This is a genomic window from Saccharopolyspora sp. CA-218241, from assembly GCF_050954615.1.
Classification (GTDB): Bacteria; Actinomycetota; Actinomycetes; order Mycobacteriales; family Pseudonocardiaceae; genus Saccharopolyspora; species Saccharopolyspora cebuensis.
This window is the reverse complement of sequence record NZ_CP191860.1, coordinates 3,269,011-3,290,891: the sequence shown is the minus strand read 5'-3', so window position 1 is coordinate 3,290,891 and position 21,881 is coordinate 3,269,011. Positions and strand designations below refer to the sequence as shown.

Here is a 21,881-nt window from a genome sequence, read left to right as displayed (position 1 = left end):
ACAGAATCCGCGCTGAGCAGGGCGAAGGTGCTCTCGGGCCGGGAGGTGGGGCGCGTGGAACTGCGCCATCTGCGGGCTTTCATCGCCGTCGCGGAGGAGTTGAACTTCCGCCGTGCGGCGGTCCGGCTGCACATGTCCCAACCGCCGCTGTCCCAGCAGATCAAGCGCCTGGAGCACGAGGTCGGCGTGGCGCTGCTGCACCGCACCACGCGGCAGGTGGCGCTCACCGCGGCGGGAGAGGCGTTCCTGGTCGAAGCGCGCAAGACGCTCAAGGCGGCGCAGGCCGCGCCGCGGGTGGCCCGGCAGGCGGCGGCGGGGGAGATCGGCTCGATCCGGCTCGGGTTCAGCGGGCCGACGTCGTACCAGGTGCTGCTGCTCATCGTGCGCAAGTTCCGGGAGCGCTTCCCGCAGGTGCGCTTCGACATCGTCAGCCCGCTGCTCGGCGGAGAACTCGTCGGGCTGCTCAACCGGCAGGACGTGGACGCGGGACTGCTCCGGCTGCCGATCTCGGCCAGCGGGCTGCGGGTGCGCGAGTTGCAGCGCCATCCGCTCGCGGCGGCGCTGCCCGCCGGGCACCCGCTGGCCGGCGACGCCGAGGTGGTGCTGCCCGACCTGCGCGAGGAGGGCTTCATCAGCTATCCCGCCGACCGCGGTTCGGTCGTCAACCAGGTCGTCCAGGCCGCCTGCCTGCAGCACGGATTCCGGCCCGAGTTCGTGCAGGAGGCCCCGGACACGCACACCATCCTGTCGCTGGTCGGCGCCGGTGCCGGTGTCGGCCTGGTGCCGCTGTCGGCCGGACACCTGGAGGTGCCCGGCGTCGTGCTGCTGCCGGTGCGCGACGCCCCGGTGGTGCCGCTGGCGCTGGCCTGGCGGGAGGACGACCCGAATCCCGCGCTGCGTGGGCTCGTCGGGCTGCTCGACGAGGTCGTCGCCGAACTCTGAGGGTGCGTCGGCGTGCTCGCCCTGCGCGGCGGTGCCGGTGGCGGAACCTCAGCGGCCTTCTCGCTGCGGGAGCCGTTCCTGATGTGCCCACTAGTACACGGCGTCGCGGCTGTCCTCGCGAGAAGGCCGCTGAGAACCCGCGGCGGTGCCGGTTGCGTGCTCGGTGGGAAGCGGCTTCGCCGCTTCGCCCTGCGCGGCGGTGCCGCGGGGTGTCCACTGGGGACGATGTGGCGGAATGCACGTCGTGGCGGGGTAACCGCGCGCCCGCGTCCGGCGACGTAGTGGGTGGAGCCGGACGCGCGATCCGGGCTCCGCCGACGCGGACCGCGCCGGAGAACGGGTTCGCGCGAACCCCGGGCCGTGTCGCGCTGTGAGGCCGGGGTCCGCGCGCGGGACACCGGAGCTCCCGCGATCGCCGCCCGCGCGGTGCGGTCCCACAGCTGAACAAGGAGGATTCTGGTGGCTGCCGACCGACCGGGGAGTCGGGCTTGGTGGATCTGGGGCGCGGCGGTGGTCGCCTACCTCGCCGCGGTGTTTCACAGGGGCAGCTTGGGGGTCGCGGGCCCGACGGCGCTGGAGCGCTTCGACGTCGGGCCCGCCGCGCTGAGCGCGTTCACGGTGCTGCAGGTGGGGATCTACGCGGCGATGCAGATCCCCACCGGTCTGCTGGTGGACCGCTTCGGCTCCCGCAAGGTGATCACGGCGGCGGTGCTGCTGCTGGGCACCGGTCAGGTGCTCTTCGCCGTCGCGGCGACCTACCCGATGGGGTTGCTGGCGCGCGCGGTGCTGGGCACCGGCGACGCGCTGATGTGGGTGAGCATCCTGCGGCTGGTCGCGACGCACTTCTCACCCCGCCGGTACGCGCTGGTCGCCACGATCTCCAGCGGACTGGGGGCGCTGGGCGGCGTGGCGGCGACGTTCCCGCTGGCGGCGGCGTTGCGCAGCATGGGGTGGACCGCCACCTTCCTGCTGGTCGGGGCGCTGACCCTCGGCTACGCCGCGATCACCGGTGCGGTGGTGCGCGACCGCGCGATGAGCGTGCCGGTCGGGGACCGGGGCGCGGCGGCGCTGCTGGGCCAGGTGACCGCGGCGTGGTCGGTGCCGGGCACCCGGCTGGCGTTCTGGGTGCACTTCGCGACCCTGTTCGCCTCGGGCGCGCTGACCCTGCTGTGGGGGTTCCCGTACCTCGTGGCGGGGCTGGGGGTGCCCGCCGCGACGGCGAGCGTGCTGCTCAGCGTGCTCATCGTCGGTCAGGTGGTGGGCGGCCCGGTGGTCGGCGCGCTGATCGGCAGCCGCCCGCAGTGCCGGATGTGGATCGTGGTCGGCTACCTCGCGACGAACGCGCTGAGCTGGTCGGTGCTGCTGGCCTGGCCGGGCGGGCGCCCGCCGCTGGGCGTGATCGGGGTGGCCTTCCTGGTCTTCGCGCTCGGCGGTCCGGTGTCGGCGGTGGCTTTCGCGCTGGTGCGCGACTTCAACCCGGTGCAGCAGGTCGGCACCGCGACCGGGGTGGCCAACGCGGGCGGGCACACCGCCACCGCGCTGGGCGTGCTGTCGGTCGGCGTGGTGCTGGAACTGGCCTCCGGGCTGCCCGCGGGGCAGGCGTACCGGGTGGCGATGCTGGTGCTGGTGGCGATGCTGCTGTTCGCCGCGCACCGCACGCTGGTGTGGTGGCGGCGGGCCCGCGCGGTCGTCTTCGACGCCGCGGCCCGCGGTGACGAGGTGCCGGTGGTGCTGCGCAGGCACCGGTGGGATCTCACCCCGGCCCGCGAACCCGCCCGGGTCTGAGGGGCTGCGCCACTCAACCTGCGGGGCGGAACGGGCGGCCTGAGGCCGTCGCGGTTCCGCCCCGTTCGCCGCGCTTCCGATGGCCACAGTGGACACTGCGGCGCCCGCGTTCGGGTGCATCGCAGGGCCGGGGCTTGACAGCCGGTCGATGCGGTGGTGACTCTGGCTGGAGATCGTCGGTCCCAGGAGGAGGTCCGCAGGCGACGACCCGGCGCTACCGAGGATTCGCGGAAGGCGGGAGCGATGGTGCTTCCCCACCGGCGTGAACTCGCCGAATACCCCACCGGCTCGCGACGGCTGCGCATCCTCGCGATGGCCGTGCTGGCGAGCCTGATCGGCTCCTACGAGGGCCAGATCGCCCCCGTCGTGCCGCTGCTGCTCGACGACCTCGACATGAGCCTGGTGACCTACGGTTCGGTGTCGGCGATCGCCCTGATCGCCGGGGCGGTCGCCGCGATGGCCGGGGGGAGGCTCACCGACATCGTGGGCCGGGTGCGGCTGCTGGTGCCGCTGCTGCTGGTCACCGCCCTGATGTGCTACGGCATGACGCTGGTGACCACCCCGGGGCAGCTGCTGTTCGCGCGGGCCGCGCTGTCGGTGGTCGACGGCATGGTGATGGCCGCGTCCGCCCCGCTGGTCCGGGACTTCTCGCCCCGCCTCGGCCGCGCCCAGGCGTTCGCGTTCTGGACCTGGGGGCCGGTGGGGGCGAACTTCCTCGCGGCGGCCATCGCGGGTGCCACGCTGCCGCTGTTCGACGGGCAGTGGCGCTCGCAGTTCATCATCATGGGCACCGTCTCGCTGATCGTCTCGCTGGTCATCGCCGGCAACATCGTCGACCTGTCCCCGCAGCTCCGGGCGCGGATCCAGCAGACCGAGCAGCGCGCGGTGGGCCAGGTCCGCACCGACCGGGCGCCGCGGTCGCGGGACCTGTTCGGGCATCCGGTGATGTGGGCGCACGTCGTCGGCATCTCGGTGTGGCTGGTGCTGTACCTGACCCTGTCGCTGTTCGGCCAGACCATGCTGGCCGAGACCTTCGGGCTCAGCGCCGCCGCGGCGTCGTCGGTGATGAGCGGCTTCTGGGTGCTCAACCTGGGCACCCTGATCGCGGTGGGCCGGTTCTCCGACCGGTTGCAGCTGCGCAAACCGTTCATCGCGATCGGCACGGTGATCGCGGTGCTGATGACGGCCTACTTCGGCGTCCTGATGGCGCGGGACGACGTCGGCGTGGTGCACCTGCTGGTGGCCGGTGCGCTGCTCGGCGCCGGGATGGGCACCGCCTACGCGCCGTGGATGGCGAACTTCTCCGAGAACACCGAGGACCTCGATCCGCGCTTGCAGGGCACCGCGTGGGGCGTGTTCTCGCTGCTGACCCGCGTGGTGGCGGTGCTGGTGCTGTTCGCGCTGCCGCGCGTGGTGGCGGCGACCGACTGGTCGACCTGGATGCTGGTGGCGCTGCTGTGCCTGGTGGCGTTCCTGCCGATCACGCTGCTGTTCCGCGGGCCGTGGCGCCGGACGACGCCGCCCGACGCCGTCGCGGTCCCGGAACGGGAAGGGGAACCGAGATGACGACCTCGCCGGACGCGCTGGTGGAGGGCACCGACCTGGCAGGCATCGGTGCCGTCGACATCGACGACGTCCTCGACTACGTGCACCGCGACCTCAAGCGGCTGCCCGGCTACCTGGACCTCTACCGCCGCTACCTGCGCCAGCGCTGGGACGTCTACGAGCTGGACTTCACCCGCGACCGCGAGGACTGGACCGAGCGGATGACCGAGCAGGAGCGGCAGGCGTTCGTGTCGATCTCCTCGGGCTTCCACCACGGCGAGCGGCAGGTGGAGGTCGAGCTGCCGGTGTTCATGCTCGGCGGCAGCGAGGAATCCCGGATCTACATGTCCAGCCAGATCGAGGACGAGGCGCGGCACACGCTGTTCTTCGACCGGTTCTACCGGGAGGTCGTGGGACTGCCCGGCGAGTCGATCCAGGAGGTGCTGGACGCCTCGTTCCACCACGTCGCGGAGACCTTCGTGGGACCGTTCGGGCTGCTGGCCTACCAGGCCGACGAGCTGCGCGCCGATCCGGAGAACCCGGTGCTGCGGGTCCGCTACGGCACCACCTACTTCCTCTGGATCGAGGGGGTGCTGGCGCTGTCGGTCATGAAGATCACCCTGTCCTACTGCCGCGACCGGGGTTTGCTGCCCGCCTACTACGCGGGTTTCACCGCGACCTGCCGGGACGAGGCCCGGCACGTGCAGGGCGGGATGCGGTTCCTGCGCGACGCGGTGGACGAGGACCCGGCGCTGCTGCTGGAGATCCACGAGACGCTGCGGACCATCCTGGCGATCAACGGGGCCACCAGCAGGCGGGTGGCGCTGGAGGCGCTGGGCTGGACGCCGGAGGAAGTGCGGGGGCTGATGATCCGGCAGCTCCGGATGAAGCTCAACGACGTGGGCATCGACCTGGCCCCGGACGTGGAGAAGATGGTCGCGCGGATCGAACCCGAACTCGCGGGAGGGTGAACGTGGTTGCTCGGCTGTTCAGCCCCGAGTGGGCGCGGCGGGCCAGGGAGGTCGCCGACGCCGGTGCCGACGAGTCGCTGCGGGCCACCAAGCTCGCCTCCTACTGGGAGTGGATCGACCGGGTGCGCGCCGAGCACACGGCGTCCTGGGCGCTGGGCTGGGACGAACCCGGTGCGTCCCGCTACCTCGTGCTGTGCTGGGAGGAAGGTCGTTGCGTCGCGGAGTCGGTGCGCGGCCCGGAGCGGCCCGAGGCCGACTACGTGCTCACCGCCGGACCGCAGGTGTGGGCGGACCTGCTCGCGGGAGAGGACACCGGTCGGCTCGTGATGTACCGCAGGCTGCGGCTGGTGCGCGGCGACGTGCTGCACTTCTTCCGCGCCGTGTACTTCGTGGTGGAGACCGTCGCCGCCATCGGCCGCATCCCGGCCAGCCTCCCGACCGACCCCACCCCGACCACCCCCGGCTGAGCGCGGGCCGTGGTACCCGTCGGCGTTGGTCGTCTTGTCCCTGACACCGACAGGTTCTCCGGGCCGTGGTGACCGGGGCGCGGACGGGTGCCGGTCACGTCCGCGCCCCGGTGATCGGGACGCACCCGTCGCACAGCGGCCATCCCGGGGGAGGGGCCATCGGGCCCCAGCCGAGTTCGCCGCAGCGCGCGAGCACGACCGGGCGGCCGTAGAGGGTGGATCGCGGAGCGCCCGGTTCGACGGCGTGCGTCGCGCGGATCGACCAGGACGCCGCCCACTCCGCGCCGGGGGCGGGATCGGGTGCCGCGACCGGTTCGGGCGCTGCGGCCGGTTCGGGGACCGCGCGGGCGAACTCGTCCCGGCCGACCGGGGCCGCGTCGCTGCCGAGGGCGACGAGCAGCCAGCACCGGTCGCACGGCGCACCGGCGAAGCGCGGCACGAGCTCGGCGTTCTCCGGCGTGATCTTGGCGCCGCACGGCGCCCACCACGCCGCCGTGGAGGTGTCGTCGTCGGGGCGCCAGTAGGCGTGGACCTCCGGAGGACCACCGCGTTCCGCACCGCGGCGGCGCGCCAGCACTACCCGCATACCGGCCGCCCCTGACCAGCGGTGGGACGGGACGTAGCGCCGAGCACCCTCGCGAGCAGCGCGCTACCCACGGCGACCACCCCGCAGGAGGCGGCGGAGCTGAGCCCGCTTCCCGGCGGCGATGCCCCGGAGCAGCACCCACCAATCCGGGTCGCGGGGGATCGACAGGGTGGCGGTCAGGCTCAGCGCGAGCGCGACGACGAGCACCGTCGCGCACCACACCATGACGCCGGTAGCCGGGTCGGTCATGGGACCACATCCCTCGTGCGGTAGTCGGCGGGTAGCCGATGGGATACCAACCGTCGACAACATCAGGCAGCGAGATTCACACAGGACATGTCTTGCAAACAAGGCGCGAAAGAGTGGACCAGTGCTTGTGCACCCGTTCGATGGAACGATCACGGCCATGTCGCGTACATGGGAGACTGGCGAGCGCCCTTGATCACCCGGTGGAGGTTCGCGTGAGTAAACGACCTGGTCCGAGCGTGCGGCGACGTCAGCTCGGCGCGATGCTGCGCCAGTTACGGCACCAGTCCGGGAAGACGCTTCGGGACGCGGCTGAGTGGCTCAACGTGGGTGATCCCGGCGTCTCCAAGATGGAGCTCGGGAAGTCGGCCATCAAAGTGCAGACGGTCCGCGCACTCGGCCAGCTCTACGATGTGGACGCCGCGCGCCTCGACTACCTGCTCCGCCTCGCCGGTGAAGCGAACCAACGCGGATGGTGGACGGCGTACCGCGACACCGTGCCCGACTGGTTCCGGCAGTTCGTCGGGCTTGAAGCCGACGCACTCGACCTCTGGAATTACGAAGCTGAGTACGTTCCCGGGCTGCTTCAGACTCCTGATTACGTCCGCGCACTTCTGCGGGCCACGCGGCCGGACATGACGGATGACGATATCGAGAGCAGCGTGCAGCTACGGCGCGAGCGTCAAGAACGGATCGACGGTGACCACCCGCCCCGCCTTCACTTTTACATCAATGAAGCGGTGATCAGGCGACCGGTAGGAACCCCGGCTGTGGTGGGTGGGCAACTGGAAAAGCTCATTGAATCGTCGAAGCTCGACCATGTCGCCCTGCGGATCCTCCCGTTTTCGGCTGGACCTCATCCAGCGATGTTCGGTTCGTTCGTGATGATGCAATTTCCCGACGAGGGAGCACCTGCATTCGTCTACGTCGAGCACGAACGCGGCGCCATCTACCAGGAAGATCCCGGAGATGTTGACCGGTTTACGGTCATCGTGGACACACTCGATCAACTTTCGTTGAGCCCGGAGGACTCGCGCGGGATGATGGTCGAGGCGTCCAACGCCCAGTGAAGCGAGCAGACAGGAAAGGGGCACACGATGCCCGAACAGCACTACAGTCGTTGGCGCAAGTCCAGCCGGTCGGGCAACAACAACGGCAACTGCGTCGAAGTCGGGTTCGCCACGACGGGCGCGGCCATCCGTGACACGAAGGAAGCGGCCGACCTGAACCGCCCCATGCTTGAGTTCAGCGGTGCCGCGTTCGCGGCGTTCCTGGGTCGGGTGAAGTCGGGCGAGCTCGGCTGAGCATACCGCGATCCAGCGCCCCCGCTTCCGTCGTGGAGGTGGGGGCGCTCGTGCGTCTGCTCCCGGCCGCGCGGTGACGTCGCGGGCGCGCGATCCCGGCGGCTGGGCCGTTCCGGTGAAGCGGGGCCGTTCTGGTAAGTCCTGTTCGCGAAGTTCGGCAAGGTCCGTTCCCGAGCCGAACAGGCGGCTCCACCGGAACGGGCCGCAAGGTTCTCCGGTGCACTAGCGAAGGGTGTTCGCATGCATCGAGCAGTACGGGCGTTGGCTGCCACCGCCGGGGCCGCCCTCTTCTCCGCCACGCTCGTGACGGGCGCCGCTGCGGCTACCGAGAGCGGAACCGCAGCGGCTTTGCCGTCGTGCACCAGCAATTACATGTACCTCCCCTCGACGGCGAGCGGTTCCTGGGAATGCGTCCTCGGAGTGGGCAATGCCGGTCTCGCGGTGGAGGTCCTGCAGCGGTCGCTCAACCAGTGCAACGGTCAGAACATCGTGCGGGACGGGATCTACGGCTCGGCGACCCGATCGGCCGTCGTGAATGTCCAGCGCAAGGCCGGTATCGCCGATGACGGCGTGTACGGCCCCGACACGCGCCGGAACATGCTTTGGCTGACGGCCACCGGCTGCAATCCGCGGCGCTAGCGCGGGACTCGATCGTGCGCGGGGGCGACCGCGCGGGTGGCGGAACTGCGGTGGGCGAGTGGTTCCGTGCCGTTGCCGGTGGTGGTGCCCGCGTCCGGGTCGATCATGGGTGCGGTGCCCGGATCGCGGGCACCGCACCCATCGCAGGGAGGCGCACGATGCGGCAGGAGAACAGGTACACGGCTCCGGAGTTGATCGAGGTCGGTGCGTTCCGCACCGACACCCTCGGCTTCGGGACTGGGTTCTACGACGGGACTTCGTTGTTCTTCGCCTGACCGGCACCGCGGCCCGGTTCCGGGAGGGACCGGGCCGTCACGGTGTCCGGTTGGCGACCGCGGTGACCGTGCAGTGGCCGAGGGGACCGCTGGTGTCGTGCACGGTGCAGTCGCCGACCGCCACGCCGTCCTCGCTGATGTGCCCGGCCGCCTCCAGGCCGATCGCCTCGCCCTGCGGCGACCGGCCGAGCACCAGCGTGTAGTCGGCGTTGATGAACTCCAGCCCGCGGTCGCCGAAGTGGGCCAGCGGGCTGGCGAAGTCGGCAGCCAGCGCGGCCCGGACGAACGGGGACGTCGGTTCGCCGTCGACCAGCGGGTGCCGCTCGCGGAGCCAGGCGCGGCGGACCCGCCCGCCGTCCCAGGTCGACGGAACGCCCGCGTCGTCGAGCAACCACGCGTCGAACGGCGGCGGCCATTCCCCGTGGCGCCGCGGCGCCGGGCCCAGCTCGTCCGGGGTGGGGGCGTCCCACGCCGGGGTGGCCCGCACCGCGCCGGCGGGTTGTCCGGTGCGGCGCAGCAGGACCGCGCTGGCGCGGGCGACGGGCTTGTCCCCGGCGTAGGCGGTGGCGTCGGCGACCCGGATGCGCCTGCCGTCGCGGATCCGCTCGCTGTCCACCCGCACCGGCACCATCCCGGTGTTGCGGAACAGGTCCACGGTCAACCGGGTGAAGTGCAGCTCCGGGTCGCCGTGCGCGCGTTCCAGCTCGCGGGCCAGCAACCCGCCGAGCAGGCGGCCGTGCAGCATCTCCGGCGCCCACGGGCTGTTCGCGTGCGCGGCGGGCACCAGGTGCTCCGCCTCGGCGGTGAAGAACGCCACCGCGTCGTCGGTTCCGGCCATCGGTCCTCCTCCTGCGCCCGTCGCCTGGACGATAGGCCGTGGGACCGGGAAGATCCAGAGCCGGTCAGCCCCGCGGGGTCACCGTCGTCTCCGGGTCGGCCTGCTCCGGCCCGGCCTCGGCCCAGCCGTCGCGCATCAGCAGCACCGCGATCCCGGCGGTCCGGAGCTCGGTCGGTTCGCCGGTGAGCAGCCCGGCCAGGTCCTCCAGCCCGGGGTTGTGGCCGATGAGCAGCGCGGTCATCGCGGTGCTCGGCAGCGCGCGGACCACCTGGAGGAGCTGTTCGGGCGAGGCGGCGTAGATCCGCTCGTCGTGGTCCACCTGCGGTGCGGCCGGGATCTCCGGGTGGGCCAGCCGCCAGGTCTGCCGGGCGCGCACCGCCGTGGAGCAGCGCACCACCTCGATCGCCGGGTCGTGCTGCGCCAGCCAGCGGCCGGCCGCCGCGGCGTCGGTCCGGCCGCGGTCGGTCAGCGGCCGGTCGACGTCGGCCACGTCGCGCGGCCACGCGGCCTTCGCGTGGCGGAGGAGCACCAGCCTGCGCTGCGGATCGGTCATCGCGGGTCACCCCGGGTCGTGCGGACGGCGTCGTCCCCCACCGTACGGCGTCCACCGCTGCCGGGCGCGTCCGGTCGATTGAGTCGGCGAAGCTCTCACCCCGGCCCCGATTCCGTATTGGACAGCCCGCGTCCCGCGGTGGAAGCGTGCGTTCCCGGAACGACGCGGGAAAGGGCTGCCACCATGAACTTCGCCGATCCGGACCCGGCGCTGCGACCGCTGCTGGCCCGCTACACCGACGTGGCGCGGGTGGAACCGGTGCTGCGCGACGTCGGCGCGGTGGCCGGCGGGGAACTCGACGAGCTGGCCGCGGTGGCCGAGGCGAACCCGCCGGAGCTGCGGCAGTACGACCCGCGCGGCGAGCGCATCGACGAGGTGCGGTACCACCCCGCCTACGCCGAGATGTCCCGGCTGGCCTTCGAGCGCTTCGGGTTCGCCGCGATGTCGCACCGCGGCGGCGTGCACGGCTGGCCGATGCCGGTGCCGCACGTGGTGAAGTACGCCCTGTCCTACGTGTTCGTGCAGGCCGAGTTCGGCCTGTTCTGCCCGGTGTCGATGACCGATTCGGCGGCCCGGGTGCTGCGCCGCTTCGGGGGTGGCGAGTTCGGCGCCGAGATCGACGGGCTCACCGCCACCCGGTACGCGGACCTGCGCACCGGGGCGATGTTCATGACCGAGCAGCAGGGCGGCAGCGATGTCGGGCGCACCGCAACCGAAGCGGTGCGCCGGGACGGGCGCTGGGTGCTGCGCGGCCGGAAGTGGTTCGCCTCCAACGTCGACGCCGACGTCGTGCTCACCCTGGCGCGCGTCCCCGGGGGCGCGTCCGGAACGCGCGGTCTCGGCATGTTCCTGGTCCCGAAGCGGCGACCGGGCGGTGGCCGCAACGGCATCCGCATCGACCGGCTCAAGGACAAGATGGGCAGCCGGTCGATGGCCAGCGGCGAGGTGACCCTGGAGGACGCCGTCGCGACGCCGGTCGGCGAGCTCTCCCGCGGGTTCCTCCAGATGGCCGAGATGGTCAACGTCTCCCGGCTGTCCAACGCGATGCGCGCCGTGGCGCTGATGCGGCGGGCGGTGCACGAATCCACCGCCCACACCCGGGAGCGGGTGGCCTTCGGCGCCCCGCTGTTCGACCAGCCGCTGATGCGCGCCACCCTGCTGCCGATGCTGCTGGTCGCCGAAGCCGGCCTGGGCCTGGTGCTGGAGGCCGCCGCGGAGCTCGACCGCGCCGACGCCGGGGACGAGCGGGCGCGTCGGCTGATCCGGGTGCTCACCCCGATCGCCAAGCACCACCTGTGCAAGGCGGCGCGCACGGTGACCGGCGAGGCGATGGAGGTGCGCGGCGGCAACGGCTACATCGAGGACTGGATCAACCCGAGGCTGGTGCGCGACGCCCACCTCGGCTCGATCTGGGAGGGTTCCAGCAACGTCATCGCGCTGGACGTGCTGCGCTGCGTGCGCAAGGACGCCGCGCACGAACTGCTGGCCGACACCGCCCGGGACAAGCTGGCCGGGCTCGCCGATCCGCACGTGGCCGCGGCCGCCGAGCGGCTGCTGCCCGCGGTGGCGCGGTTGCGCGCCGAGGGCGCGGCCCTGCTGTCCGGCGGCGACGAGCACGCCCAGGCTGCCTGCGGCGGGTTCACCACCCGCGCGGCGACCACGCTGATGGCCGCGCTGCTGCTGGAGCAGGCCGACCACGAGGCCCGCACCGGGCTGGGCTACCGCAAGCTGCTGGTCGCCACCGCCTACCTCCGCCACCTCGACGGGGACCCGGCCCCGGAGGTGCTGCCGCTGCTGGAGGTCCTCGTCGACGGCGGGCCGGTCGCCGCCGAGGACCTCGCCTGATTACGGTGCCGGGGCCATCGCGGTGAGCGCGGTGAAGTGGTCGTCGAGCAATCGCTTGCCCCGGCGGGACGGCCCCTGCCGGGACGTGCGCGCGGTGCCGTAGACCAGGCCGATCCCGGCGATCAGGGTGCCGATCCGCTCCGCCCAACCTGAACAGCCCCGAACCCCGCATCGACCGGACCCGGATGCGGATGATCTTGCAGCGGGAGGGGGACCGCTGGCTGGTCGACGACATCAGGCTGGTGTGACCGCGTGCTCCCGCCCGGAACGGCCGCGCCGCACCGCGCTCGGGCCGAGCTCGTCGATCCGGTAGCCGTCGGGGTAGGAGGGCGGTTCGGGCCGCACCGGGCGCTGCGCGGACCGGGGCGGGCCCAGCCGCACCAGCCCGGCGCGCAGCCGCAGCGCCGCCCGGGCCAGCGCCCGCGGCCGAGGCGCCGGGACCGGCAGTCCCAGCGCCTCCAGCAGGTGCGGGTCCATCAGCAGTTGCGGCACCCGCCGGGCCAGCGGTGCCAGCGGTCGCGGGTACCAGGAGGCGAGCAGGTCGAGCGTCGCGTCGGCGACCCGCCGCCCGCCGGGGTCGAACCCGAACCGGTCGCGCTCGTAGTCGTCGAGCAGCCGCTCGAACTCCGCGTAGTCGGCGGGGATGTCGTGCAGGCCCATGCCGTCGCCGAGCCGGCGCATCGTGTTGGTCATCGCGCGCACCTCGCGCGGGTGCAGCTCCCGCCAGCCGAACTCGGCCAGCCAGCGCACCGGCACCACGACGAAGGTCGCCAGGGTGTAGAGGTAGTCGTCGTTGCTGATCCGGTAGGCGCCGTGGATGGTGTTGAGCTGCGCCAGCGCCGCCGCGCCGCGCTCGCTGCCCGCGCCGCCGTGGAAGATCTCGTAGAGCACCAGCACCGTGTCGTCGTACCGGCGCTGCGGGCAGCCGGTGAACTGCCCGGTGCGGTCGAGCAGCCGGCCGATGCTGGGCACCGCGTAGGTGCGGAACAGCGCCAGTTCGAGCGCCCTGGTGATGTCCCAGGGGAATTCGAGCTCGGCGAGCAGCCGGTAGATCGTCTCGCAGTCGTCGTCCGGGTCGAGGCTGAGGATGTGCTCCAGCCGGTCGAAGCGCTTCATCGTCGTCCTCCGCGGGTCCGGGGCTCACGCGGCGGAGATCGGTTCCCGTCCCCGCGCGATCAGGCGGCGCATCTGCCGCAGGTAGTGCTCCTTGGGCGCCTCCCGCAGCGCCGGCGGCAGCTTCGGGTAGATCCGGGCGGCGACCGCGAACAGCGCGTCGTAGCGGCGCTGCCTGCGCCGGTCCCACGTCAGCCCGAACTCGGCGCGCAGCCGGGGCGGGAGCATGCCCGCGGTGAGGAACCGCAGCAGCGGCATCGAGAGCCGCACCCACCGCGGCGCCACCGACGGGTGCAGCAGGTCGTGCGCGACCGCGCGGGCGTCGTCGGTGACCTCGGTGGTGGCCACCACGTCGTCCCAGTACGCGCGGAACGCGGCACGATCGGCGGGCCACAGCTCGGGCGGCACCTGCAGCGCGGTCCCGAGCACCGCGTACTCCTGGTAGACGCGGTCCGCGGTCTCCTCGTCGAGGGGGCCGAAGAGGCGTTCGTGGAGCAGCGTCGCGGTGTCGTAGAGGGTCGCGGCGACCCAGAGCTGCAACTCGGGGTCGATCGCCCGGTAGCCGGGTCCCCGCACCTTGCCGTGCACCCGGTTGACCAGCCGGGTGACGGTGCGGACCTCCTCGTCGGTGCCGTAGGTCATGCAGTAGACGTAGGTCAGCGTGGTGCGCAGCCGTTCCACCGGCCGGTAGGCGAAGTCGCTGTGCTCGTGGACGCCCCGCCCGATCCCCGGTACGGCGATCTGGAGCAGGATCGCCCGCGCCCCGCCGGCCAGGATGGCTCCCTCGCGCACGACCCGGTGCATCGCGGCGCTCTCGGCACGCGGTCTGGAAGGCATGGGACCACTGTAAATCCGGATTAACTTGAGGGGAAGGCAATGGTGGCTGAACAGCGCGGACAACACCGGAATGGCCCAAGGTCCCGTCGGGAGCGGTGCGATGCCGGGTTCACCACCGGCGGAGGCGGCCCGGTCCGTCAGTCGGCGCACCGGAGGATCCGCAGCGCCAGGTGCGCCGCGTGCTCGGGCCCGGCCGCGCGGGTGCCCGCCATCGCCAGGTCGTTGATGACGTTGACCGCCGCGTACGCGGCGAGCTGCGTGCGCCCGGCGTGCCGGTCCCGCCGGACCTCGGCGGCGAGCGCGACCCAGCGCCGCAGGTGGTCGCGTTGCGCCCGGCGCAGCGCGTGCCGGTCCGGGGTGGGCAGGTTGCGGTACTCGGAGAGGTAGACCGCGGCGAGGTCGCGGTGCTCGAAGGCGAAGGAGGTGTAGGCCGAGGCCAGCCGCTCCACGGCCAGGTCCGGGTCCGCGACGTCGCGCAGGGCGTGCTCGGTCAACGCCGCGAGCCGTTCGGTCGCGCGGTAGTACACCGCCGCCAGCAGGTCGCCCTTGCCGCTGAAGTGCCGGTAGACGCTGGATCCGTTGATCCCGGCCGCCGCGCCGATCTCCTCCATGCTCACGTCGTGGAAGCCGCGGGTGCGCAGCAGCGGCACCGCCGCGGCGAGCAGCTTCTCCCGGCGCGAGGCGTGCACCGCGACCGATCCCGCTGCGACCGGTTCGGGCCCGGGTACCGGAGGGGAGGCGGGCAGCGGGGTGGTGAGCGCGGTCCAGGCCACCGCCAGCAGACCTCGCTCGGCCGCCCGGTCGGTGGCCGCGGCGCGGTGCGTCGACCAGCTCGCGATCCCGCTCAGCGCCACGGACGCCAGCAGCGCCGCCGCCCCGTCGTCCAGTTCCGGCCGGACCTGGCGCAGCGACCGGGCCACGGCGCCGATCAACGACCGGATGGCGCGCCTGACCTCGGTGCGGTGCTCGGCGGCGAGGTGGCGGTACTCCCACTGGTAGAGCCGGACGCCGCCCCGGCGCCGGACCACCAGCCGCACCACCGATTCCAGCGCTGCGGTGAGCCGTTCCCGGGAATCGCCCGGATGCTCGGCGGCGCGTTCGACGCAGTCGGTCAGCGCGAGCGCGAAGTCCTGCGCGGCGTGCGCGAGGATCGCCTGCTTGTTGGGGAAGTGCCGGTAGATCGCCGGGCCGCTGATGCCCGCGCTCGCCGCGATCTCACCGAGCCCGACGCCGTGGTAGCCCCGCTCGCAGAACAGCTCCGCCGCGATGGCGGCGAGCTGGGCGCGCCGGTCGGCGGAGCGCCGCCGGGTCGCTGCCGAGGACGTCATGGTGATCCCTCCGTCGCGAGCGCAGGTCCTGCTCGTGGGGACTCTACTCGCTCCGAGCGGGGCTCCGGCGTGCGCGAACGCACTTGACAGGCCGGACGCGCCCTCGCATTGTTAATCAGGATTCGCGCGGTGCGGACCGAGGTGGTGGCGATCGTGGACGATCCGGAACGCGCGGGCCTGCCCGGCCCGGAGTCGGAGACCTGGCGGCGGTTCGCCGCACTGCCCGGCGTCTTCGTCGCGGGCACCGGGCTGCTCCTGCAGGTGGCCCACCCGGTCGTGGGGGCCGGGGTCCGGCAGCACTCCGACTTCCGCAACACGCCCTGGTCGCGCGCGTTCCGCACGCACCTGTCCACGATGCGCTTCGTCTACGGACTGGGCCACGGCGCCGAGGTCGAGGGCGACCGGCTGCGGCGGGTGCACCGCACCATCCGGGGCGTGGACGAGCAGGGGCGCGAGTACCACGCGCTGGACCCGGCGGCCTACGCCTGGGTGCACCTGACCCTGGCCCGCTTCATGGTCGACACCGCCGCCTGGTTCGGCACACCGATGACCGAGGACGAGACCGAGCGGATGTGGCAGGAGTTCCGCGCGGTCGGGCGGGCGCTGCACGTGCGCGACCGGCACATGCCGCCGGACTGGGCCGGTGCCTCGCGGTGGTTCGACGAGGTCGTGCACGAGGTGCTGGAGTCCAACCAGTCCACCCGCGACGTGCTGGACAGCCTGGCCCACCCGGCCCCGCCGCACCCGCTGGTCCCGCGCCGCGCCTGGGACCTCGTCATGCGACCCGCCGGACGGGTGGTCACCCTGACCAGCGTCGGAATCCTGCCCGAGGAGCTGCGGGACCGGTTGGGGCTGGTGTGGACCTCGGCCGACGAGCGGCGGCTGCGGCGGTTCGCCGGGGTGGTCCGGGCGGTGATGCGGGTGCTGCCGGAACCGCTGCGCTACCCGCCGCTGGCCTACGCCGTGGTCCTGCGCGCCCGGTGGCGTCAGCGCACCGGGCGGGCCAACCAGTGCTCGGCGTAGCGGCCGGCGTTGAACGCGGGCACCTCGCGGAAGCCGTGCTTGGCGTAGAGCCCGCGCGCCTCCACCAGGTCGCCGCGGGTGTCCAACCGCAGCGTGCGCACCCCGAGCCGCTCCGCCCGCCGCGCGCAATCGGCCAGCAGCGCCCCGCCGAGCCCGCGCCCGCGCAGACCCGGCCGCACGTACATCCGCTTCACCTCGCCGATCGCCTCCGGGCACAGCCGCAGGCCGACGCACCCGGCGAGTCCGTCGGGATGCCGGGCGACCAGCAGGAACCCGGTCGGGGCGACCAGGTCGTCCGAACCGTCCTCGGCGAGCGCGGCGTCCACCTCGGCCTCGGTGGCGGGCCGGCCGTAGTAGCGGCCGGCCATCTCGCCGGTGTACTCCCGCAGCAGCAGGGCGCGGTCCGGGTCGGCGCGCTCGACCGCCTCGATCGTCCAGTCCTCCACGCGGTGCATTCTGCCCGTGATCGGCTCCCGGGGAAGCCGCACCGCCTTCCGGCATAGGCGCGGCCTACGGGACCGTTCGCCGAGCCGACTTTGACCCCCGCGCGCGGCGGCTCGTTGAATTGCCGGAAAGCATCGTTGCGGGAGGGAACTGCTCATGCGTCTGGACGGCATGTCGGCGGCGGTGACCGGTGGGGCCTCGGGCCTCGGGTTGGCGACCGCGGAGAAGATGGTCGAGGCCGGGGCCAAGGTGACGCTCATCGACCTGCCCTCCTCGCCGGGCGCGGAGCAGGCGCGGCGGCTCGGCGGGAGCGCGCGGTTCGCCGCGGCCGACATCACCGACGCCGAGCAGTTCGCCGTCGCGCTCGACGCCGCCGACGAGTTCGGCCCGCTGCGCTCGGTGGTGCACTGCGCGGGCCGCGGCGCCCGGATCAGGCTGGTGGAGAAGGATGGCTCGCCCGGCGCGCTGGAGCCCTTCGAGGACGTCGTCCAGCTCAACCTGATCGGCTCCTACAACGCGCTGCGGCTCGGGGCCGCCCGCATCGCCCGGCACGACCCGATCGACGGGGAGGGCGGTGCCATCGTGCTCACCGCCTCGGTCGCGGCGTTCGACGGCCAGATCGGGCAGATCGCCTACACCGCGTCGAAGGCGGGCATCGTCGGGATGACGCTGTGCGCGGCCCGGGACCTGGCGAGCAAGGGGATCCGGGTCTGCACCATCGCCCCCGGCATCATGGACACCCCGCTGCTGGGCAGGCTCCGCGAGGACGTGCGGACCTCGCTGGAGGAATCGGTGCCGAACCCCAAGCGGCTGGGCCGGCCCGCCGAGTTCGGCGCGCTGGCCTGCGGGATCGTGGAGAACCCGTACCTCAACGGCGAGACCATCCGGCTCGACGGTGCGATCCGGATGGCGCCGCGCTGACCGGGCGTGGTGGGGCGCCCCGCCCGGGCGCCCCACCGGCCGGTGCCTCAACCCAGGCTGAACCCGAACACGTTGAGCAGGCTGTAGATCCCGACCAGGGTGATGGCCACGCTGCTGACCACCAGCAGCGCGTTGAACGCCTTCGACCCGTGCAGCCGCTTGTCGACCTGGGTGTTGCGCAGGTACCAGGTGGCGACCACGACGGCGGGCAGGAAGATCCCGGTCATCACGCCGCCGATCTGGACCATCACCACCGGCGAGTTGATGAACAGGAACGCCGCGCCCCACAGGATCGGCAGCAGCACGGTGAACAACCGGATCGACCGGGCGCGGGCCTTGGCGTCGGTCCAGTCCAGCAGCCCCATCGTGGCCATCAGGTTGGCGTACATCCGCGACCAGCTCGGGATCGAGGCCCACAGCGTCGAGCCGAGCACCGCGATGGCGCCGATCAGGAACGCGGTGCCGAACCAGTCGCCGATGACGTCGGTGTACATCTGCGAGAGGGTCACGATCATGTCGTTGCCCTCGAGCACCAGGCCCTGCGGGTTGAGCACCGCCGCGCCCATGATGAAGAAGGCCAGGGTGCCGACGGTGTAGACGACCCAGGACAGGAAGACGTCCTTGTACATCACCTTGATCCAGCCCTGCGCGCGGCGCGCCCACTCCTCGCTGCCGTCCGGCGGGCCGACCCAGCGGGCGTAGCCCTTCTCCACGCACCAGTAGGTGTAGAAGGTGATCTCGTCGGCCCCGACGCCGGTGATGCCGAACATCGCCACCGCGGCGCCGAGCGCGCCGACCGGGATGCTGAAGGTCAGGCCGGTCAGCACGTCCTCGCCGCCGTAGTTGAACGGCGTGAACGGCAGGCCCAGCGCGATCGCCACGGTGGCCACCGAGAACACCGCCACCAGGGCGAAGGCGCCGCGTTCGATGACGGTGTAGCCGCTGGAGATCAGCAGCGCGATGCTGCCCGCGACGACGATCGCGGTCCACACCGCCAGGGAGGTGAAGCTCAGCGGTTCACCGCCGACCGGGACGAGCACGCTCAGGGCCGCCGCGGTGCCGCCGACGATCCCGCCGACCTGGAGCAGCTTGGACAGCGCCATCAGCGCCCACAGGACGTTGATCCAGCTCAGCCGCCCGATCTTCGGCGGCACGTCGTTGAACCCGGTGAGCGCGGGCTTGCCGGTGATAATTGTCCAGCGCGCGAGTTCGGCCTGCACCGCCACCTTCACGGCGGTGGACAGGATCACCATCCACAGCAGGACGAAGCCGACCTGGGCACCGAGCGCGGTGGTGGCGATGAGCTCCCCGGACCCGACGATGGAGGCGCTGACGATCAGGCCGGGGCCCAGGTAGCGCAGGCTGGCGCGCCAGCCCTTGGGAGGTTCCTTGATCCCGTCCGCGGTGAGCACGTACGGGTCGTCACTGGTAGCGACGGGTGTCCCCATCGAGCACTCCTTCGTGCTTGTCGGGCTGGGCCCGCGGTCACGCATTCGAGCAAAGTTTTCACATGTGTGAAATCGTGGGCTCGTATGTGAAAACTACAGCGGTACTCCGGGTGGGTCAACGGACGATGCGCAGTCGAAACCCGCTCGTCGCGGGCCGGATGCCGAGGCCGGGCGATGCGGCCGACCAGCGCGATTCCGGGCGCGCCGCGCCCGGAACGGCGCGAACGTCCGCAGTGGACGGTCCGGGACCCGGTCGGGGGTGATCGCGCGAGGACGCTGACCGCGGACGCCGGTGGCGATAGGCTGCCGATCATGGTGGGTTCATTGCTCGGAACCGAAGTCCAGCGGGTCGAGGACCCCGAACTGCTGCGCGGCGGCGGGACCTACGTCCCCAACTTCGCGGTCGACGGGTTGCTGCACATCGGCTTCGTCCGATCGCCGCTCGCGCACGCGACGATCAACGACATCGACACCTCGGCCGCGCGCGAGGCGCCCGGCGTGGTCGCCGTCTTCACCGCCGCGGACCTGGAACTGCCGGTTCCGCCCCCGTTCCTGGAGCTCAACCCCGCGTGCTCGCGCACGCCGCTGGCCACCGACCGGGTCCGCTTCGCCGGCGAGGCGGTGGCGGTCGTGGTCGGGCGGAGCGCGGCGGCGGTCGAGGACGCCGTGGAGCTGGTGGACGTCGACCTGGCGGAACTCCCGGTCGCCGTGGATCCGGAGCAGGCCCTGGACCCCGACGCGCCCCGGCAGTTCCCGGAGCTGGGCACCAACGTCGCCGCCGGGTTCCGCGATCCGGCCGGGGCCGACGTGCTCGACGGTTCCGACGTGGTGGTGCGGGCCCGGATCGAGAACCAGCGCGTCGCGGTGGTGCCCATGGAGGGCAACGCCATCGCGGTGGTGCCCGGTGGTCCGGGGGCCGAGCACGAGGTCGTCGTGCACGTCTCCACCCAGATGCCGCACGGCCTGCGCGCCGGGCTCGCCGCCGCGTTCGGCTGGCCGATCGAGCGGGTGCGGGTGATCGCCCCGCACGTGGGCGGCGGTTTCGGCGGCAAGGCCGGGGCGATCCCGGAGCACGTGGTCGCCGTCGCGGTGGCCCGCGAGCTCGGGCGCCCGGTGCGCTGGGTGGAGGGCCGCTCCGAGAACCTCCAGGCGATGCCGCACGGCCGGGCCCAGGTGCAGTACGCCGAGCTCGGGCTGCGCTCCGACGGCACCATCGTCGGCCTGCGCTGCCGGGTGGTCGGGGACTGCGGCGCCTACGCGGGTTTCGGCGGCGCGCTGGCGCTGGGACCGACCCGGATGATGGCCCAGGGCGTCTACCGGATCCCGCGGATCAGCTACGACGGCGTGGCGGTGCTGACCAACACCACCCCCGTCGGTGCCTTCCGCGGTGCCGGGCGCCCCGAGGCGGCGGCGATGCTGGAGCGGATGATCGACCTCGCCGCCGCGGAGCTGACGATGGACCCGGCGGCGCTGCGGCGGAAGAACTTCCTGGCGCCGGAGGACTTCCCGTACCGCACCGTGGTCGGCGCCAACTACGACAGCGGGGACTTCGACCTGCCCCTGACCGAGGCGCTCCGGCAGGCCGACTACGAGGCGCTGCGGGCCGAGCAGGCCCGGCGCGTCGAGGCCGGGGAGACCGTGCTGCTCGGCATCGGGATGAGCAGCTACGTCGAGATCACCGGTGGCGGCGACGGGGAGTACGCCGAGGTCGAGGTGCTCCCGGACGGCGCCCGCATCAAGGTGGGCACCTCCTCGCACGGGCAGGGCCACGCGACGTCGTTCGCGATGCTGGTCTCCGACGTGCTGGGCATCCCGATGGAGTCGATCGCCTTCGTCCAGTCCGACACCGCCGAGGTGCCGCGCGGATCGGGCACCGGTGGCTCGCGTTCGTTGCAGCTCGGCGGCAGCGCCGTGCGGCGGGCCGGTGAAGCGGTGCTCCAGCGGGCCAAGGAGCTGGCGGCCACCCGGCTGGAGGCCGCCGTCGACGACATCGAGGTCACCGAGGACGGCGCGCTCGGCGTCGCCGGGGTGCCCACCGCGACGCTGAGCTGGTCCGAGGTGGTCACCGCGGCGGCCGAGAACGACGAGCGCCTCGCCGCGCAGGTGGACTTCACGCCCGAGGGCGCCACCTTCCCCTTCGGCGCGCACGTGTCGGTGGTCGAGGTCGACGTCGAGACCGGGCTGGTCCGGCCGGTGCGGCACATCGCCGTCGACGACTGCGGCCGGGTGCTCAACCCGCTCATCGTGCGCGGGCAGCAGCACGGCGGGGCGATCCAGGGCATCGCCCAGGCGCTGTGGGAGCAGGTCACCTTCGACGCCGACGGCAACCCGGGCAACGCGACCCTCGCCGACTACGCGATGCCTTCGGCGGCGGACGTGCCGTCCCTGGAGGCCCACAACACCGAGACCGACACGCCGCGCAACCCGCTGGGGGCCAAGGGGATCGGGGAGTCCGCGACCGTGGGATCCACCCCGGCGGTGCAGAACGCCGTGGTCGACGCGCTGCGCCACCTCGGGGTCCGGCACGTCGACATGCCCGCCACGCCGGAGCGGGTGTGGAGCACGATCAGCGCCGCGCGCGAGGGCACGCTGCCCGACCCGTGGCAGGAGCCGCCCGCCGCGTTCGCCGTGCTGCCCGAGCGCGGCGCGGACACCCCGGACGACCCGGACGAGGCCGTCGTCTGAGCACGTCCCGCATCCTGCCGCGAGCGCCCAACGGCTCGCGGCGGGACCGCGTCGGCCGCGACTTTCCTGAGTGAGGGGCACCTTCA

At 72.7% G+C, this 21,881-nt stretch carries 22 protein-coding genes; 13 read left to right on the top strand and 9 right to left on the bottom strand.

What is annotated here, in order from left to right:
* Positions 1-54 precede the first annotated feature (54 nt).
* The 5 genes from ACQP0T_RS15650 to ACQP0T_RS15630 all read left to right on the top strand — a co-directional run bounded on the left by ACQP0T_RS15650 (position 55) and on the right by ACQP0T_RS15630 (position 5,710).
* Complete coding sequence (locus ACQP0T_RS15650; protein WP_433868732.1) at positions 55-942, top strand: LysR substrate-binding domain-containing protein; 888 nt, start codon at positions 55-57, stop codon at positions 940-942.
* A 459-nt stretch (positions 943-1,401) separates the two neighbouring features.
* Entirely contained in the window at positions 1,402-2,727 is a 1,326-nt protein-coding gene (locus ACQP0T_RS15645) for an MFS transporter (RefSeq protein WP_433868731.1), read from the top strand.
* A 243-nt stretch (positions 2,728-2,970) separates the two neighbouring features.
* Positions 2,971-4,293 (top strand): MFS transporter, encoded by a 1,323-nt coding sequence (locus ACQP0T_RS15640; RefSeq protein WP_433868730.1) that lies wholly within the window; start codon positions 2,971-2,973, stop codon positions 4,291-4,293.
* Entirely contained in the window at positions 4,290-5,243 is a 954-nt protein-coding gene (locus tag ACQP0T_RS15635) for a ribonucleotide-diphosphate reductase subunit beta (protein ID WP_433868729.1), read from the top strand. Before ACQP0T_RS15640 ends, ACQP0T_RS15635 begins: the two co-directional genes overlap by 4 nt.
* Before the next feature lie 2 nt (positions 5,244-5,245).
* Positions 5,246-5,710 carry a hypothetical protein gene (locus ACQP0T_RS15630; RefSeq protein WP_433868728.1) on the top strand — a complete coding sequence of 155 codons (465 nt, stop codon included), beginning with the start codon at positions 5,246-5,248 and terminating at the stop codon, positions 5,708-5,710.
* Between the two features lie 94 nt (positions 5,711-5,804).
* Here the strand turns inward: ACQP0T_RS15630 and ACQP0T_RS15625 are convergent, their stop codons facing one another.
* Positions 5,805-6,296, bottom strand: a complete 492-nt coding sequence (locus ACQP0T_RS15625; RefSeq protein ID WP_433868727.1) for a hypothetical protein — start codon at positions 6,294-6,296, stop codon at positions 5,805-5,807.
* Positions 6,297-6,359: 63 nt separating this feature from the next.
* Positions 6,360-6,545: a hypothetical protein gene (locus ACQP0T_RS15620; protein WP_345365690.1), complete on the bottom strand. Its 186-nt coding sequence runs from the start codon at positions 6,543-6,545 to the stop codon at positions 6,360-6,362.
* Between the two features lie 260 nt (positions 6,546-6,805).
* Between ACQP0T_RS15620 and ACQP0T_RS15615 the strand changes: the two genes are divergently transcribed.
* From ACQP0T_RS15615 to ACQP0T_RS15600, 4 genes are all read left to right on the top strand, one after another.
* Positions 6,806-7,612 carry a helix-turn-helix domain-containing protein gene (locus ACQP0T_RS15615; protein ID WP_433868726.1) on the top strand — a complete coding sequence of 269 codons (807 nt, stop codon included), beginning with the start codon at positions 6,806-6,808 and terminating at the stop codon, positions 7,610-7,612.
* A gap of 27 nt (positions 7,613-7,639) precedes the next feature.
* Positions 7,640-7,846 (top strand): DUF397 domain-containing protein, encoded by a 207-nt coding sequence (locus ACQP0T_RS15610; protein WP_433868725.1) that lies wholly within the window; start codon positions 7,640-7,642, stop codon positions 7,844-7,846.
* 261 nt (positions 7,847-8,107) lie between these two features.
* Complete coding sequence (locus tag ACQP0T_RS15605) at positions 8,108-8,485, top strand: peptidoglycan-binding domain-containing protein (protein ID WP_433868724.1); 378 nt, start codon at positions 8,108-8,110, stop codon at positions 8,483-8,485.
* Between the two features lie 158 nt (positions 8,486-8,643).
* Positions 8,644-8,760, top strand: a complete 117-nt coding sequence (locus tag ACQP0T_RS15600; RefSeq protein WP_433868723.1) for a lasso RiPP family leader peptide-containing protein — start codon at positions 8,644-8,646, stop codon at positions 8,758-8,760.
* 37 nt (positions 8,761-8,797) lie between these two features.
* Here the strand turns inward: ACQP0T_RS15600 and ACQP0T_RS15595 are convergent, their stop codons facing one another.
* The gene (locus ACQP0T_RS15595; RefSeq protein WP_433868722.1) at positions 8,798-9,598 is read right to left on the bottom strand and encodes an acyl-CoA thioesterase domain-containing protein; all 801 of its coding nucleotides are present in this window, start codon (positions 9,596-9,598) and stop codon (positions 8,798-8,800) included.
* 64 nt (positions 9,599-9,662) lie between these two features.
* Complete coding sequence (locus ACQP0T_RS15590) at positions 9,663-10,151, bottom strand: SixA phosphatase family protein (protein WP_433868721.1); 489 nt, start codon at positions 10,149-10,151, stop codon at positions 9,663-9,665.
* Between the two features lie 183 nt (positions 10,152-10,334).
* On the opposite strand from ACQP0T_RS15590, the gene ACQP0T_RS15585 reads away from it, so the two are divergent.
* On the top strand, positions 10,335-11,996 hold the full coding sequence (locus ACQP0T_RS15585; protein WP_433868720.1) for an acyl-CoA dehydrogenase family protein: 1,662 nt from the start codon (positions 10,335-10,337) through the stop codon (positions 11,994-11,996).
* Positions 11,997-12,230: 234 nt separating this feature from the next.
* Here the strand turns inward: ACQP0T_RS15585 and ACQP0T_RS15580 are convergent, their stop codons facing one another.
* From ACQP0T_RS15580 to ACQP0T_RS15570, 3 genes are all read right to left on the bottom strand, one after another.
* Positions 12,231-13,112: an oxygenase MpaB family protein gene (locus ACQP0T_RS15580; RefSeq protein WP_433868719.1), complete on the bottom strand. Its 882-nt coding sequence runs from the start codon at positions 13,110-13,112 to the stop codon at positions 12,231-12,233.
* A 24-nt stretch (positions 13,113-13,136) separates the two neighbouring features.
* Positions 13,137-13,946, bottom strand: coding sequence for an oxygenase MpaB family protein (locus tag ACQP0T_RS15575; protein ID WP_433868718.1), 810 nt, complete (start codon positions 13,944-13,946; stop codon positions 13,137-13,139).
* A gap of 137 nt (positions 13,947-14,083) precedes the next feature.
* Complete coding sequence (locus ACQP0T_RS15570; RefSeq protein ID WP_433868717.1) at positions 14,084-15,274, bottom strand: TetR/AcrR family transcriptional regulator; 1,191 nt, start codon at positions 15,272-15,274, stop codon at positions 14,084-14,086.
* 129 nt (positions 15,275-15,403) lie between these two features.
* On the opposite strand from ACQP0T_RS15570, the gene ACQP0T_RS15565 reads away from it, so the two are divergent.
* On the top strand, positions 15,404-16,297 hold the full coding sequence (locus ACQP0T_RS15565) for an oxygenase MpaB family protein (protein WP_433868716.1): 894 nt from the start codon (positions 15,404-15,406) through the stop codon (positions 16,295-16,297).
* Here ACQP0T_RS15565 and ACQP0T_RS15560 read toward each other — a convergent pair.
* A complete protein-coding gene (locus ACQP0T_RS15560; RefSeq protein ID WP_433868715.1) occupies positions 16,261-16,752 on the bottom strand; it encodes a GNAT family N-acetyltransferase in 492 nt (163 codons plus the stop codon). The two genes, ACQP0T_RS15565 and ACQP0T_RS15560, sit on opposite strands and share 37 nt — an antisense overlap.
* Positions 16,753-16,897: 145 nt before the next feature.
* On the opposite strand from ACQP0T_RS15560, the gene ACQP0T_RS15555 reads away from it, so the two are divergent.
* A complete protein-coding gene (locus tag ACQP0T_RS15555; RefSeq protein ID WP_433868714.1) occupies positions 16,898-17,662 on the top strand; it encodes an SDR family NAD(P)-dependent oxidoreductase in 765 nt (254 codons plus the stop codon).
* A 47-nt stretch (positions 17,663-17,709) separates the two neighbouring features.
* Here ACQP0T_RS15555 and ACQP0T_RS15550 read toward each other — a convergent pair whose 3' ends face one another.
* Positions 17,710-19,110 (bottom strand): Nramp family divalent metal transporter, encoded by a 1,401-nt coding sequence (locus ACQP0T_RS15550; RefSeq protein ID WP_345365739.1) that lies wholly within the window; start codon positions 19,108-19,110, stop codon positions 17,710-17,712.
* 312 nt (positions 19,111-19,422) lie between these two features.
* Between ACQP0T_RS15550 and ACQP0T_RS15545 the strand changes: the two genes are divergently transcribed.
* Positions 19,423-21,795, top strand: coding sequence for a xanthine dehydrogenase family protein molybdopterin-binding subunit (locus tag ACQP0T_RS15545; RefSeq protein WP_433868713.1), 2,373 nt, complete (start codon positions 19,423-19,425; stop codon positions 21,793-21,795).
* The last annotated feature ends 86 nt before the right edge of the window (positions 21,796-21,881 follow it).